This window comes from Streptomyces sp. NPDC006655, from assembly GCF_040703965.1.
Classification (GTDB): domain Bacteria; phylum Actinomycetota; class Actinomycetes; order Streptomycetales; family Streptomycetaceae; genus Streptomyces.
The window spans coordinates 15,813-30,195 of the sequence record NZ_JBEYJU010000078.1; the positions used below are offsets into that span (position 1 = coordinate 15,813).

13 protein-coding genes are annotated in these 14,383 nt (G+C 72.3%); 8 read left to right on the forward strand and 5 right to left on the reverse strand.

Annotated features, from left to right (window positions below; translation table 11 throughout):
• Positions 1 to 66: 66 nt before the first annotated feature.
• The 5 genes from AB0958_RS33115 to AB0958_RS33135 are packed head-to-tail and all read right to left on the reverse strand — an operon-like array spanning position 67 to position 2,807.
• Complete coding sequence (locus AB0958_RS33115) at positions 67 to 486, reverse strand: CBS domain-containing protein (protein WP_366894167.1); 420 nt, start codon at positions 484 to 486, stop codon at positions 67 to 69.
• A gap of 14 nt (positions 487 to 500) precedes the next feature.
• Positions 501 to 1,286 carry a metallophosphoesterase gene (locus tag AB0958_RS33120; RefSeq protein WP_366894168.1) on the reverse strand — a complete coding sequence of 262 codons (786 nt, stop codon included), beginning with the start codon at positions 1,284 to 1,286 and terminating at the stop codon, positions 501 to 503.
• The gene (locus AB0958_RS33125) at positions 1,283 to 1,525 is read right to left on the reverse strand and encodes a BON domain-containing protein (RefSeq protein WP_366894169.1); all 243 of its coding nucleotides are present in this window, start codon (positions 1,523 to 1,525) and stop codon (positions 1,283 to 1,285) included. Before AB0958_RS33125 ends, AB0958_RS33120 begins: the two co-directional genes overlap by 4 nt.
• Positions 1,525 to 2,166 (reverse strand): hypothetical protein, encoded by a 642-nt coding sequence (locus AB0958_RS33130; RefSeq protein ID WP_366894170.1) that lies wholly within the window; start codon positions 2,164 to 2,166, stop codon positions 1,525 to 1,527. The genes AB0958_RS33125 and AB0958_RS33130 overlap by 1 nt, the downstream gene beginning before the upstream one ends.
• Complete coding sequence (locus AB0958_RS33135) at positions 2,163 to 2,807, reverse strand: diguanylate cyclase (protein ID WP_366894171.1); 645 nt, start codon at positions 2,805 to 2,807, stop codon at positions 2,163 to 2,165. The genes AB0958_RS33130 and AB0958_RS33135 overlap by 4 nt, the downstream gene beginning before the upstream one ends.
• Positions 2,808 to 2,946: 139 nt before the next feature.
• Between AB0958_RS33135 and AB0958_RS33140 the strand changes: the two genes are divergently transcribed.
• The 8 genes from AB0958_RS33140 to AB0958_RS33175 all read left to right on the forward strand — a co-directional run bounded on the left by AB0958_RS33140 (position 2,947) and on the right by AB0958_RS33175 (position 14,346).
• Positions 2,947 to 3,903, forward strand: coding sequence for an LLM class F420-dependent oxidoreductase (locus AB0958_RS33140; protein ID WP_366894172.1), 957 nt, complete (start codon positions 2,947 to 2,949; stop codon positions 3,901 to 3,903).
• Positions 3,904 to 3,941: 38 nt separating this feature from the next.
• Positions 3,942 to 4,553, forward strand: a complete 612-nt coding sequence (locus tag AB0958_RS33145) for an isochorismatase family cysteine hydrolase (protein WP_366894173.1) — start codon at positions 3,942 to 3,944, stop codon at positions 4,551 to 4,553.
• Positions 4,550 to 7,603 (forward strand): FAD-linked oxidase C-terminal domain-containing protein, encoded by a 3,054-nt coding sequence (locus tag AB0958_RS33150; protein WP_366894174.1) that lies wholly within the window; start codon positions 4,550 to 4,552, stop codon positions 7,601 to 7,603. Before AB0958_RS33145 ends, AB0958_RS33150 begins: the two co-directional genes overlap by 4 nt.
• Positions 7,604 to 7,657: 54 nt before the next feature.
• Complete coding sequence (locus AB0958_RS33155) at positions 7,658 to 9,460, forward strand: thiamine pyrophosphate-requiring protein (protein WP_360563380.1); 1,803 nt, start codon at positions 7,658 to 7,660, stop codon at positions 9,458 to 9,460.
• The gene (locus AB0958_RS33160) at positions 9,457 to 10,566 is read left to right on the forward strand and encodes an enolase C-terminal domain-like protein (protein WP_366894175.1); all 1,110 of its coding nucleotides are present in this window, start codon (positions 9,457 to 9,459) and stop codon (positions 10,564 to 10,566) included. Before AB0958_RS33155 ends, AB0958_RS33160 begins: the two co-directional genes overlap by 4 nt.
• Positions 10,567 to 10,620: 54 nt before the next feature.
• Positions 10,621 to 11,634 (forward strand): SDR family oxidoreductase, encoded by a 1,014-nt coding sequence (locus AB0958_RS33165; RefSeq protein WP_366894176.1) that lies wholly within the window; start codon positions 10,621 to 10,623, stop codon positions 11,632 to 11,634.
• Positions 11,635 to 11,793: 159 nt separating this feature from the next.
• Positions 11,794 to 13,320 (forward strand): APC family permease, encoded by a 1,527-nt coding sequence (locus AB0958_RS33170; RefSeq protein WP_366894177.1) that lies wholly within the window; start codon positions 11,794 to 11,796, stop codon positions 13,318 to 13,320.
• Positions 13,321 to 13,386: 66 nt separating this feature from the next.
• Positions 13,387 to 14,346, forward strand: a complete 960-nt coding sequence (locus AB0958_RS33175; RefSeq protein WP_366894178.1) for an alpha/beta hydrolase — start codon at positions 13,387 to 13,389, stop codon at positions 14,344 to 14,346.
• Positions 14,347 to 14,383: the final 37 nt, after the last annotated feature.

Genomic DNA, 14,383 nt, shown 5'->3' on the forward strand with positions numbered 1-14,383 from the left:
CCCGGCCGGCGGGAAACACTCGCGCGGCCGGGCGGCGGCACCCGATCGGCTGAGGACCTCAGCGCCTCAGGTGTTGGGACGGGCCGCGCTGATGTCGCCGAGGGCGGACGTCTCGTCGCGTTCGATCGCCAGGTCGCCGAGGGCGAGGATGCCCACGGGGCGGTCCCCGTCGACGACCGGGAGGCGCCGTACGGCGTGCTCGCGCATCAGCCGGACGGCCCGGTCCAGGCTGTCGTCCGGGGTGACGGTGACCAGGTCGGTGCTGGCCGCCTGCATGATCGTCGTCTCGTCCGGGTCGGCGCCCTCGGCGAAGGCCCGCACCACCAGGTCGCGGTCGCTCACCAGGCAGCGCAGGTGCCCTTCCTCGGTGACCAGGACCGCGCCGACGTCCTCGTCCCGCATCACCCGGGCCACGGAGGCGACCGAGGCCTGCGGTTCGACGGTCACCAGGTCGCTGGTCATGATGTCGCGTACGTGCTGGGCCATGACCGGCCCCCTTCTCACTGCTCGACGGTGTCTGTCGGCGACCGGGTACCCAGGGCCCGGGATCCCTCCCCGGAGGGCGGCGGGTTCAGGGAGTAGACGTGGAAGGCCCGTCCGATGACGGGCTGGGCGACGTTGCGCACCGTGACCCCGCCGTCGGTCATGCCGTGTTCGGCGCCGGCGTGCGCGTGTCCGTGGACGGCGAGATCGGCGCCCGCCGTGTCGATGGCCTCCGCGAGCAGGTAGCTGCCGAGGAACGGATAGATCTCCAGGGGTTCGCCGGCCAGGGTGTCCGGCACGGGGGCGAAGTGGGTGAGCGCGATGCGTACGTCGCAGTCGCGCCCGCGCAGCTCTTCGAGGGCCGTGCGCAGTCCGTCGGCGCGCCGGCGCGAGTACCGTACGAACTCCCTCATCACCGGCTCGCCGAACTCCCCGGCGCACCGTCCGACGAACCCGCCGCCGAACCCCTTGGTGCCGGCCACGCCGATGCGCAGTCCGCCGTGGGTCACGACGGTGGCCTCGCCCTCCAGGACGTGCGCGCCGGCGTCCCGCAGGATGGCCGTGATCTCGTCGGGGTGGTCGCCGTGGTGGTCGTGGTTGCCGAGCACCGCGACCACCGGGACGCCCAGGTCCTTGATCTCCCGGGCGACCACCCGCGCCTCCTCGGGTGTGCCGTGCCGGGTGAGGTCCCCGGCGAGCAGGAGCACGTCGGCGCACTCGGGCAGGGTGTCGAAGGCCGGGCGGAGGGTGCCCTGGCTGTCGGGGCCCATGTGGATGTCCCCGACGGCGGCGACCCGGGTCATGTCAGCTCCTCGGCGTGGTCGGGCGGGGTGGTCTCCGCGACGACGATGTCGCAGTGCACCGGCACGTCGGCGAGTTCCTCACGGGCGACGCGGAGGATGTCCTCGCGACAGCCGGCCGAGGGGACCGTCCCCGTCAGCAGGACCGTGTCGCCGCGGATCTCGGCGCGTACCCCGAGCTCACCGCAGTGTCCCTCGGCCAGCCGTTCGGCGACGTGGGCGACGCGGTAGTGCAGGTTCATCACTGCTCCGGTTCGGGGTCGACGACGTTCAGGCGTTCCAGGAGGTAGAGGAAGGCGGCGGGCATCGGCTCGTCCCCGCAGCGGCGCCGCACCTCCCGCCAGTCGACCTTCTCGCGCAGCGAGCGGGCCACCGGCAGTACGGCGCCGAAGTCGCAGTGGTGCTCGGAGAAGGCGGTGCTCAGGCTGACCAGCAGGTCGGTCGCCGAGAGGACCGGCATGTGCACCGAGTCGACGGAGAGTTCCTCGGCGCGGGCCAGCAGGTCGACGGTGACCGGCTGGCGGGCCAGTTCGAAGATGAGGTCCACGTCCTGGTCGAGACAGACGGTCTTCAGCAGCCAGTCCTCCGGCGGCACCCGCACGGTCAGCCCGGCCTCGCGCAGTGATCCGGCCACCGCCTCGGCGTCCTCGGGCAGCACGCAGAAGTCGGTGTCGTGCTGGAGCGTGCCGGTGCCGCCGTGGGCGTACACCGCGACGCTGCCGGCCAGGGCGAACTTGTGGCCCGCGCGTTTCAGGATGGCGCCGACCTGTTTGGTGGCCTCCAGGATGGCCTGGCTGCGGTCGGGCGGCAGCCTGCGCGCCGCGGGCGACCCGGGATCCGGGGCGGCGAGGCGGAGGTCGGGCGCACCCTGGGCGTCTGTCATGGACGGCTCCCTTCGCGCGCCGCGGTGCGCAGGCAGCGCCGCAGTTCCTCGGCGTAGGGCACGGCGACACCGGCGGCGATCACCGCGGCGAGCGCGGCCAGGTACGCGGCGGGCAGCGGCCGCTCCTTGGGGAGCAGCCGCCAGTCGTCGGGGTGCGGTCCGCCCCGCAGGGCCCTGCGGACCTGGTCGGCGTGGAGACAGGCGGTGAACGACAGGGCGGTGAGCGGCAGCACCTCCAGGAAGCTGTGGATGTGCTGCTCGAGTGGCCGGACCTCGCGGTCGCCGACGGCGAGGGACACGTCGTAGACGGCGGTGGCGCCGTGGGCGAGGGCCGCGCCGCCCATGACGGTGAGCACCAGGGGGTTGACCCGGGCGAGCAGGCCGATGAGCACCGGCACCCCGGCCTCGGTCATCATCAGCGCGTGGACCGCGGACTCCTTGGCGCCGCTGGTGTGCTCGATGCCGGTCCGCCGGTGCATCCACCAGTCGGCGAGGCCGGGCAGCACCCACAACGGCAGGACGCCGTACAGGAGGAACCGCCTACTGGCGTCCTCCGCGTCGGTGGAGCGGAGCGGGATCCGCAGGTCGGCGGAGCGCCGCCAGTTCTGCCAGGCCTTCCGGGGCAGCAGGCGCAGTGCCATGTGAACCTCCGTGAGGTCGGTCTTCGGGGACCCGCATCCCCGGTACCCCGCCTGATCCGTGCGACACGCCATGCACAACCCGGTGGTCATCGGGTACTCGGCGGCGGACCCCACAAGCACACATGGTTCAGGAGAGACGATGGCGGCCTTCGGATACTTCCTCTCGTGCGAGGAGCACACCCCGGCGGAACTCGTCGAGCAGGCGCGGATGGCCGAGCAGGCCGGTTTTGAATCGCTGTGGATTTCGGACCACTACCACCCCTGGCACGACGGTCAGGGGCAGAGCCCGTTCGTCTGGTCGGTGATCGGCGCGCTGTCGCAGGCGGTGTCGCTGCCCGTGGAGACGGCGGTGACCTGCCCGCTGATCCGCACCCACCCCGCCGTGATCGCCCAGGCCGCCGCGACCAGCGCGGTGCAGTTGGGCGGCCGGTTCCGGCTGGGCGTGGGCACCGGTGAGGCGCTGAACGAGCACATCCTCGGCACGGTCTGGCCCGAGGCTCCGGTGCGGCTCGAGATGCTGGAGGAGGCCCTGCTGATCATCCGGCGGCTGTTCACCGGGGAGCAGGTCAGTCACCACGGCAGGCACTACACGGTGGAGAACGCCCGGCTGTACACGGTGCCGGACCAGCCGGTGCCGATCGACGTGTCGGCGTTCGGTCCGCAGGCCGCCGAGGTGGCCGCGCGGATCGGCGACGGGCTGATCACGATGATGCCCGACGAGTCGCTGGTGGAGCGGTTCCGTCGCGGGGGCGGCGGCACCAGTCCGGTGTACGGCGGGATGAAGGTGTGCTGGGGCACCGACCGGCAGGAGGCGGTGCGCACCGCGCACCGGCTGTGGGCCAACGAGCAGCTGCCCGGCGAGCTTCCGCAGGTCCTGCCGACCCCGCGCCACTTCGAGCAGGCCATGGACCTGGTCACCGAGGAGCGGGTGGCCGGCTCCGTGCCGTGCGGCGACGATCCGGACGAACACGTCAAGGCGGTGTCCGCGTTCGTCGACGCGGGGTTCGACACCGTCTACGTCAACCAGATCGGCAAGGACCAGCAGGGCTTCTTCGACTTCTACCGCACCGAGGTGCTGCCTCGGCTGCGGAGCTGAAACGCATGAGGTAGGCGCAGGGGAAGGTGGTGAACGCCGTGCCCGGGACTTCGTCGAACGACGGCCGCGCGCTCGTCGTCATCGACATGATCAACACGTACGAGCACGAGGACGCGGAGCTGCTGCTGCCCGCCGCGGAGCAGGTGGTGCCCGTGCTGGCGGACCTGATCGGCCGGGCCCGGGAGGCGGGCGTGCCGGTGATCTACGTGAACGACAACTTCGGGCGCTGGCGTTCCCACCACGGCGAACTGGTCGAGACGGCGTTGTCCCGGCCGCACGCCGACCTGGTCGAGCCGATCCGTCCCGACGACGACTCGCTGTTCGTGGTGAAGGCCCGGCACTCCATCTTCTACGACACCCCGCTGGCCTATCTGCTGTGGGAACTGGGCGTCCGGACGGTGGTGCTCACCGGCCAGGTCACCGAGCAGTGCGTCCTGTACTCGGCGCTGGACGCGCACATCCGCCATCTGGAGGTCACGGTGCCGAAGGACGCCGTCGCCTCGATCCACCCGCACCTGGCGGAGGCCGCGCTGGACATGATGGAGCGCAACATGGGTGCCCGGATCGTCCTGGCGAAGGAAGTCGACTTCCTGGGTACCCGGGGGGCCGTACCGGAGGAGACACCACGTCAGCCCGGAGGTCGGCGATGAGCACACGTGTTCCCGGAGAGTCCTTGGAGGACCTGGTCACGGCCCTGCGGGCCGGGACCGACGCGGAGGTCCGTTTCGACACCGGGAGCCGGGGCGCCTACTCGACGGACGGTTCCAACTACCGGCAGGTCCCGCTCGGCGTGGTCGTGCCCCGCACCGTGGAGGCCGGTGCCCACGCGGTCGAGCTGTGCGCCCGCTTCGACGTGCCGGTGCTGTCGCGCGGCGGCGGCACCAGTCTCGCCGGCCAGACCACGAACGAGGCCGTGGTGATCGACTGGAGCAAGTACTGCAACGCGCTGGTCTCCGTCGACCCCGAGGCCCGTACCTGCGTGGTGGAGCCGGGCATCGTCCTGGACGACCTCAACCGGCGGCTGGCCGACCACAAGCTCAAGTTCGGCCCGAAGCCGTCGACGCACAGCCACTGCGCGCTCGGCGGCATGATCGGCAACAACTCGTGCGGGGCGTCCGCGCAGGCGTACGGCAAGACGGTCGACAACGTGCGCCGGCTGGAAGTGATGACGTACGACGGGCTGCGGATGTGGGTGGGGCCCACCTCCAAGGCCGAGCGGGCCCAGATCGCCGCCGAGGGCGGCCGGCGGGCCGAGCTGTACGACGGCCTCGACCGGCTCGTCACCGAGTACCTGGGGGACATCCGGCGCGGCTACCCGAAGATCCCGCGCCGGGTCTCCGGCTACAACCTCGACTCGCTGCTCCCGGAGAACGGCTTCGACGTGGCCAGGGCGCTGGTCGGCAGCGAGGGCACGCTGGTGACCGTCCTGCGCGCCGAACTGGAGCTGGTGCCGGTGCCCTCGTACGAGTCGCTGCTGGTGCTCGGCTACGACGACATCTGCCAGGCCGCCGACCATGTGCCGCAGATCCTCGAGCACTGCTCGCCCGGCCAGCTGGAGGCGCTGGACGGGCGGATGGCGCAGCTGATGCGCGAGGAGCACGCCTACCTGGAATCGCTGCGCCTGCTGCCGGAGGCGGACAGCTGGCTGCTGGTGCAGTTCACCGGGGACAGCCAGGAGGAGGTCGACACGCGGGCGCACGCCCTGCTGAAGTCGCTCGGCCGGTCGGAGAAGGACTCCTCGGTGGCCTTCTCCGACGACCCGCAGCGCGAGCAGAGGATGCTGAAGGCGCGGGAGGCCGGGCTCGGGGTGACCGCGCGGCCGCCGGACGGCCGGGAGACCTGGGAGGGCTGGGAGGACTCGGCGGTGCCGCCCGAGCGGCTCGGCGACTACTTGCGGGACCTGAAGAAACTGTTCGAGGAGTTCGACTACGACCACCCGTCGCTGTACGGGCACTTCGGGCAGGGGTGTGTACACACCCGGATCCCGTTCGAGCTGAAGACCGCCGAGGGCGTCGCGCACTTCCGGCGCTTCCTGGAACGGGCCGCCGACCTGGTGGCCTCCTACGACGGCTCGCTGTCGGGCGAGCACGGCGACGGACAGTCCCGGGGCGAGCTGCTGACCCGGATGTTCGGGGAGCGGCTGGTCGGTGCCTTCGGTGAGCTCAAGGCACTGTTCGACCCGGGCAACCGGATGAACCCCGGCAAGGTCGTCGACCCGAATCCGGTGGACGGCCAGCTGCGGCTCGGGGCCGCCTGGCGGCCGGACACCCACGAGACGCACTTCGGGTATCCGGAGGACGACCACTCCTTCACCCGGGCGGTGCTGCGCTGTGTCGGCATCGGCAACTGCCGGAGCCTGAAGGGCGACGTGATGTGCCCCTCGTACCGGGCCACCCGCGAGGAGGAGCACTCCACGCGCGGGCGGTCGCGGCTGCTGTTCGAGATGCTCGACGGGCATCCCGACTCGGCGGTCGAGGACGGCTGGCGGTCGACGGAGGTCCGGGACGCGCTGGATCTCTGTCTGGCCTGCAAGGGCTGCAAGTCGGACTGCCCGACCGGCGTCGACATGGCCACGTACAAAGCGGAGTTCCTCGCCCACCACTACGCGGGGCGCCCCCGCCCGGCCGCCCACTACTCGATGGGCTGGCTGCCCCTGTGGGCACGCCTGGCCGAACGCGCCCCCGGACTGGCGAACAGCGCGCTGCACGCGCCGCTGCTCGGCCGGGCGGGCAAGGCCCTCGCCGGGGTGGCCGGGCAGCGGCAGCCCCCGGTCTTCGCCGAGCGGTCCTTCGTGCGGTGGTGGCGCGCCCTCCGCACCGAGCAGCCGGATCCGGCCGACCCGGCGACCGTGGTCCTGTGGCCGGACACGTTCAGCAACCACTTCCACCCGTCGGTCGCGATGTCGGCGGTACGGGTCCTGGAGGACGCCGGGTTCCGGGTGGCCGTGCCCGAGGCACCGGTGTGCTGCGGCCTCACCTGGATCTCGACCGGTCAGCTGGCCGTGGCCAAGAAGGTGCTGCGCCGCTCCCTGCGGGTGCTGGCGCCCTACCTGGAGGCGGGCACCCCCGTCATCGGCCTGGAGCCGTCCTGCACGGCCGTGTTCCGCTCCGACGCCCCCGAGCTGCTGCCCGACGACGAGGACGTGCGGCGGCTCGCCGGCCAGACCCGCACCTTCGCCGAGCAGCTCGTCCACCACGCGCCCGACGGCTGGCAGCCGCCGTCCCTGACCCGGCAGGCGACCGTGCAGACCCACTGCCACCAGCACGCGATCATGAAGTTCGACGCCGACCGCGAACTGATGCGCCGAGCCCATCTGGACGCGGACGTCCTCGACGAGGGCTGCTGCGGTCTGGCCGGCAACTTCGGCTTCGAGCGCGGGCACCACGAAGTCTCCATGGCCGTCGGCGAGCTGGGGGTGCTGCCCGCGGTGCGCGGGGCCGCTCCCGACAGTCTGGTGCTGGCCGACGGGTTCAGCTGCCGTACCCAGATCGAGCAGGGCGGCACCGGACGCCGGGCCCTGCACCTGGCGGAGGCACTGGCCCTCGCCCTCGACGGCCCCGTGCCCAGTGACCGCCCCGAGCGGCTGGCCCGCAGGCCCGCCGAACCCTCCGGCACGGCCCGGTGGGCGACCACCGCCGTCGCCGGAACGCTCGCGGCCGCGGCCGCGTTCGGCACCGTACGCCAGGTGCGCCGCCCCTAGACACACGCAGGCACGCAGACGCACGCACGTCCACTTCAGGAAAGGTTGTCGAACATGTCGACGAAGGTCTCCGACTACATCCTCCAGCGGCTGCGCGAGTGGGACGTGGAACACGTCTTCGCCTACCCCGGCGACGGCATCAACGGCCTGCTCGCGGCCTGGGGACGCGCGGAGAACAAGCCCCGGTTCATCCAGTCCCGGCACGAGGAGATGTCCGCCTTCGAGGCCTGCGGGTACGCGAAGTTCTCCGGCAAGGTCGGCGTCTGCGCCGCCACCTCGGGCCCCGGCGCCATCCACCTCCTCAACGGCCTGTACGACGCCAAGCTGGACCACGTCCCCGTGGTGGCGATCGTCGGGCAGACCAACCGCAGCGCCATGGGCGGCTCCTACCAGCAGGAGATCGACCTGCTCAGCCTGTACAAGGACGTCGCCTCGGACTTCTGCGAGATGGTCACCGTCCCCGAGCAGCTCCCGAACGTCCTGGACCGGGCCATGCGCACGGCCATGGCGCGCCGCTCGGTGACCGCCCTGATCATCCCGGCGGACGTGCAGGAACTCGACTACTCGCCGCCCGAGCACGCCTTCAAGATGGTGCCGTCCAGCCTCGGCATGTCGCACTACGCGCCGGTGCCCGACGACGGCGACCTCCAGCGGGCCGCCGACGTGCTCAACTCCGGCGGCAAGACGGCCATCCTGATCGGGCAGGGCGCGCGCGGCGCCCGCACCGAGGTCAAGGAGGTCGCGGACCGGCTCGGGGCGGGGGTCGCGAAGGCGCTGCTCGGCAAGGACGCCCTCGACGACGACCTGCCCTACGTCACCGGCTCCATCGGGCTGCTCGGCACCCGGCCGTCGTACGAGATGATGCGTGACTGCGACACGCTGCTCGTCATCGGTTCGTCCTTCCCCTACACGCAGTTCCTGCCGGCCTTCGGGAATGCGCGGGCGGTGCAGATCGACATCGATCCGCACATGGTCGGGATGCGCTACCCCTTCGAGGTCAACCTCGTCGGGGACGCCGCCCGGACGCTGCGCAGGCTGCTGCCGCTGCTGGACCAGATGGAGGACAGGTCCTGGCGGGAGACGATCGAGAGCAACGTGCGGGACTGGTGGGAGGTGATGGACCGGCGGGCCGCCGTCTCGGCCGACCCGGTCAACCCCGAGTACGTCGCCCACGCCCTCGGCGAGCTGCTCCCGGACGACGTCATCCTCTCCGCCGACTCCGGTTCGGCCGCCAACTGGTACGCCCGGCACCTGAAGCTGGGCGGGGCGATGCGCGGCTCGCTGTCGGGGACGCTGGCGACGATGGGACCGGGCGTGCCGTACGCCATCGGTGCCAAGTTCGCCCACGGCGACCGGCCGGCCATCGCCCTGGTCGGGGACGGGGCGATGCAGATGAACGGCATGGCCGAGCTGATCACCGTCGCCAAGTACTGGCAGGACTGGGAGGACCCGCGGCTGATCGTCGCCGTCTTCAACAACCGGGACCTGAACCAGGTGACCTGGGAGATGCGGGCCATGGAGGGCGCCCCGCAGTTCCTGCCCTCGCAGTCCCTCCCGGACGTCGGGTACGCCGACTTCGCCCGCTCCCTGGGCCTGACCGGCATGCGGATCGAGGAGCCGGGCGGGGTGCGGGGGGCGTGGGAGGCCGCGCTCGCCGCCGACCGGCCGTGCGTGCTGGACTTCGTGACCGACCCGGCCGTACCGCCGATCCCGCCGCACGCCACCCTCGACCAGATCGAGGCGGCGGCCGCCGCCGTCCTCAAGGGCGACAGCGACCGGGTCGCGATGGTCCGCCAGGGCTTCAAGGCCAAGGTGCAGGAGTTCCTGCCGCACCGGCACGAAGCGGGCCGGAGGTGAGCGACCTTCCTGCCGTCGAGCGGGTGGACAGCGCCGTCTACACCGTGCCGACGGACGCCCCCGAGGCGGACGGGACCGCGGCCTGGGACAGCACCACGCTCGTCCTGGTCACCGTCCATTGCGGGCGCGTCACGGGGCTCGGGTACACCTACGCCCCGGCGGCGGCCGCGCGGGTCGTCGACGACCTGCTCGCCGGCGTGGTCACCGGCCTGCCCGCCCTGGACGTGCCGCGCGCCAACGAGGCCATGCAGCGTGCCGTGCGCAACGCCGGGCTGCCGGGGATCGCCGCCGAGGCGATCTCCGCGGTCGACATCGCCCTGTGGGACGCCAAGGCCCGGCTGCTCGGGCTCCCACTGGTGGCGCTGCTGGGCGCCGCCCGTGACGAGGTGCCGGTGTACGGCAGCGGCGGCTTCACCACGTACGACGCCGACCGGCAGGACCGGCAGCTGCGGGGCTGGGTGGACGGGGAGGGCATCCCCCGGGTCAAGATCAAGATCGGTGAGTCCTGGGGCAGCCACGAGACGCGCGACCTGACGCGGGTGGCCCGGGCCCGCGAGAGCATCGGCGACGCGGCCGAGCTGTACGTGGACGCCAACGGCGGCTACGACGTGAAGCAGGCCGTACGGGTGGCGGCGGCGCTGGACGGGGAGGGCGTGACCTGGTTCGAGGAGCCGGTCTCCTCCGACCGCCTCGACGCGCTCGCCGCCGTCCGCGGCCGGGTCATGGCCGACGTGACGGCCGGGGAGTACGGCTACACGCTGCCCTACTTCCGGCACATGCTCGCCGCCGGGGCCGTCGACTGCCTCCAGGCGGACGTCACCCGCTGCGGCGGGATCACCGTCTGGCTGCGGGTGGCGGCGCTGGCGCTGGGCCACGGCCTGGAGATCTCGGGGCACTGCGCACCCGCCGCCCACGCGCACGCGGCGGCCTCGGTGCCGAACCTGCGGCACCTGGAGTGGTTCCACGACCACGTCCGCATCGAACGGCTCCTCTTCGACGGCGCGCCGAGCCCACGGGGCGGCGCCCTGGTCCCGGGCCGGGACGGGTCCCCCGGCCTGGGCCTGACGCTCGACGCCGACCGGGCCCGCCCGTACCGCGTCGGCTGACGGAGGGCAGCGCACGCGGGCTCCCGATGTCCGCACGAACCGAAGGAAAGGACCATGTCGCACGTCGTCGTCATCACCGGAGCAAGCGCCGGTATCGGCCGGGCCACGGCCCGGCTCTTCGCCGAGCGCGGTGCTCGCATCGCGCTCGTGGCCCGGGGCCGGGCCGGCCTGGAGGCGACCGCCGAGGAGGTCACCGAACGCGGCGGCCACCCCCTGATCCAGCAGGCCGACACCGCGGACCCCGCCCAGCTGGAGGCCGTCGCCGACGCCACCGAACGGCTCCTGGGCCCCATCGACGTCTGGATCAACTGCGCCTTCACCAGTGTGTTCGCGCCCTTCACCGAGATCACCCCGCAGGAGTACCGGCGGGTGACCGAGGTGACGTACCTCGGCTTCGTCAACGGCACCCGGACCGCCCTCGGCCGGATGCTCCCGCGGAACCGGGGGACGATCGTGCAGGTCGGCTCGGCGCTCGGCGAGCGGGCGATCCCGCTCCAGTCGGCCTACTGCGCGGCCAAGCACGCCATCAACGGCTTCACCTCGTCGGTCCGCGTGGAACTGCTGCACCAGGGCAGCGACGTGCACATCACGGTCGCCCAGATGCCGGCCGTCAACACCCCGCAGTTCTCGTGGGTACGCACCCGCCTCCCCCGCCACGCGCAGCCGGTGCCGCCGATCTACCAGCCCGAGGTGGCCGCCCGCGGTGTCCTGTACGCCGCCGACCACCCGGAGCGCAAGCAGCGGTACATCGGGGCCACGACAGCGGCGACCGTCTGGGCCAACCGGCTGGCCCCGGCCCTGCTCGACCGCTACCTGGCGCGGACCGGCTTCGACTCCCAGCAGACGGGCGCGCCGGCGCCGGCCGGCTCCGGCAACCTCTACGCGCCGGCCGACGCCGAGCCGGGCACCGATCACGGCGCTCACGGCGAGTTCGACGAGCGGTCCCACCCGCGCTCCGTGCAGGCCGCGCTGGCCCGGCATCCCACGGCGACGGCCGTGACCACGGCGGCGCTGACCGTGGCGGCCGCCGGCGGCATCCGGCGGCTGCTGGGCGACGGGAAGGCGTAGCGGCGGGCCCGGTGTTCCGGTGTGGTTTCCGGCGGGTTTCGGACGGGCGTGAGTGACCAAGCGATGGTCAAGACTTGACCTCGCTCGCTTGTGACGTGGTGCGACGCGGCGGATCATTGGCCGAATCCCGCCCCTCCTCCGAGCACGCTGGAGCCCCCGGTGACCGCTGGCCCTCTCGCTCCCGACCCGGTCGACACCACGGCCGCGGCCCAGGCGGAACGGCGGAAGCTGCGCAAGCACTTCGGCCGCTTCGACATCCTGTTCTTCCTGCTGTGCACGATCGTCGGCGTGGACACCATCGGCGCCGTGGCCGCCCGCGGCGCCGAGGCGTTCACCTGGCTGATCGTGCTGGCCGTGGTCTTCTTCGTGCCGTCGGCGCTGCTGATCGCCGAGCTCGGGGCCGCTTTCCCCGACGAGGGCGGCCCCTACATCTGGACCAGCCGGGCCTTCGGGCGGCTCGCCGGGGCGGTCAACAACTTCCTGTACTGGATCACCAACCCGGTGTGGCTGGGCGGCACCCTCGCCGTCTCCGCCGTCACCGCGTACACCACCTTCTTCAACGACGGGAAGGACCTGGGCGCCCCGGCCTTCTACGCCTTCACGCTGGTCTTCGTCTGGGTGGGCGTGCTCGCCGCGATCCTCTCCTTCGACATCGGCAAGTGGATCCCGACCATCGGCGCCTGGAGCCGGTTCCTGCTGCTCGGCCTGTTCACGGTGACGGTCGTGGTCTACGGCGTACAGCACGGCCTGCACGGCTTCGGGGCGAGCGACTTCTCGCCGAGCTACGCGGGCTTCGTCGCCCTGGTGCCGGTGCTGATGTTCAACTACGTCGGTTTCGAGCTGCCCAACACGGCCGGCGACGAGATGACGGACCCGCAGAAGGACGTCCCCTACGGGATCTTCCGCAGCGCCGCCCTGTCGGTGCTGCTGTACGCGCTGCCGATCCTGGGCATCCTGCTCGTCCTGCCGGTCAAGGCCATCACCGGCCTCGGCGGGTTCGTCGACGCCCTCCGCCAGGTCTTCACGGTGTACGGCGGCCACGTCGCCGCCGACGGCACCGCCACGCTCAGCGGGGCGGGCTCCGTGCTCGGCGACCTGGCCGCGATCATGTTCATCCTCACCGTGCTGTCCTCCGGGGTCACCTGGATCATGGGCTCCGACCGCGCCCTGGCCGTCTCCGGCTACGACGGCGCGGCCCCCCGCTTCCTCGGCGTCATCTCCAGCCGGTTCGGCACCCCCGTCCGGGTCAACGTCCTCAGCGGGCTCGTCTCCACCGCGGTCCTGGTCCTGGCCCACGAGCTGACCAACGGCAGCGCGGCCAAGCTCTTCGGCGCGGTGCTCGGACTCGCGGTGTCCACCACCCTCGTCAGCTACCTGGGCATCTTCCCGGCGCTGCCGGTGCTGCGCCGCAAGTACCCGGACACCCCGCGGCCGTACCGCAGCCCACTCCCCCGGCTCATCAGCGCGGTCCTCACCCTGCTCATCCTGTTCGCGAGCGTACAGCTGGTCGCGCCCGGGCTCGGCGACCACTGGTTCGGCGCCGGCTACGCACCGGACGGCTGGAGCCACGCCGAGCGCTGGAAGTACCTGCTCACGGAGCTGGTTCCGCTGATCGGGTTCATGCTGCTCGGAGTGGTGTTCTGGGCCTCGGGCAGGCCCACCCGGCAGGCGGCGGGAGACCGCTGACCCGGGGCCCGTCCCGCCGCCGGGCCGGGGCGCCACCCGAAGATCATTGCGCGTACGCTCGTGCACATGGTCCAGCATCGAATGATCGACGTGAACGGGATCCGGCTGCACATCGCCGAGCAGGGTTCCGGCCCGCTGGTCGTGCTCCTGCACGGCTTCCCCGAGTCCTGGCACTCCTGGCAGCACCAGTTCGGCCCGCTGGCCGCGGCCGGGTTCCGGGTGGTCGCCCCCGACCAGCGCGGGTACGGCGGCAGCGACCACCCCGAGGACGTCGCGGCGTACAGCATCTTCCACCTGGTGGGCGACGTCGTCGGGCTGATCCGGGAGCTGGGCGAGGAGCGGGCGTTCGTGGTCGGGCACGACTGGGGCGCGCCGGTGGCCTGGCACACCGCGCTGCTGCGGCCGGACCTGGTGCGCGGGGTGGCCGGACTGAGCGTGCCGCCGCCGTTCCGGGGTGAGCGGCCGCCGCTGCGGGCCATGGACGAGGCGTTCGGCGGCCGCTTCTACTGGAACTACTTCGAACGGCCCGGTGTCGCGGACGCCGAGTTCGGCCGCGACCCGCGCACCACACTGCGGAAGTTCTTCACCATGGGGGCCGGTGACGCCCACGGCGGTGAGGTCCGGCAGCCGCTCGTCGACCCCGACCGCGGCTGGCTCGCGGACCTGCCCGACCCCGAGACGCTGCCCGACTGGTTCACCGAGGCCGATCTGGACGCGCTCACCGAGAGCTTCTCACGGGGCTTCACCGGCGCCCTGAACTGGTACCGCAACCTCGATCGCAACTGGGAACTGACCGCCCCCTGGCAGGGTGCCGTCGTCACCCCGCCCGCACTCTACGTCTACGGAGACCGCGACATCGTCCCGGCGTTTCCGGGCACGCCCGAACTCATCGCCCGTCTGCCGGAGTTGATGCCGAACCTGGTGCGCGAGCCGCTGCGGCTGGCGGGCTGCGGGCACTGGACCCAGCAGGAGCGGCCGGACGAGGTGAACGCGGCGCTCCTGGACTTCTTGACGTCCCTTTCCTGAGCCTGCGGTTCACGGCCGGTGGCCGGGTGGTCCGCGG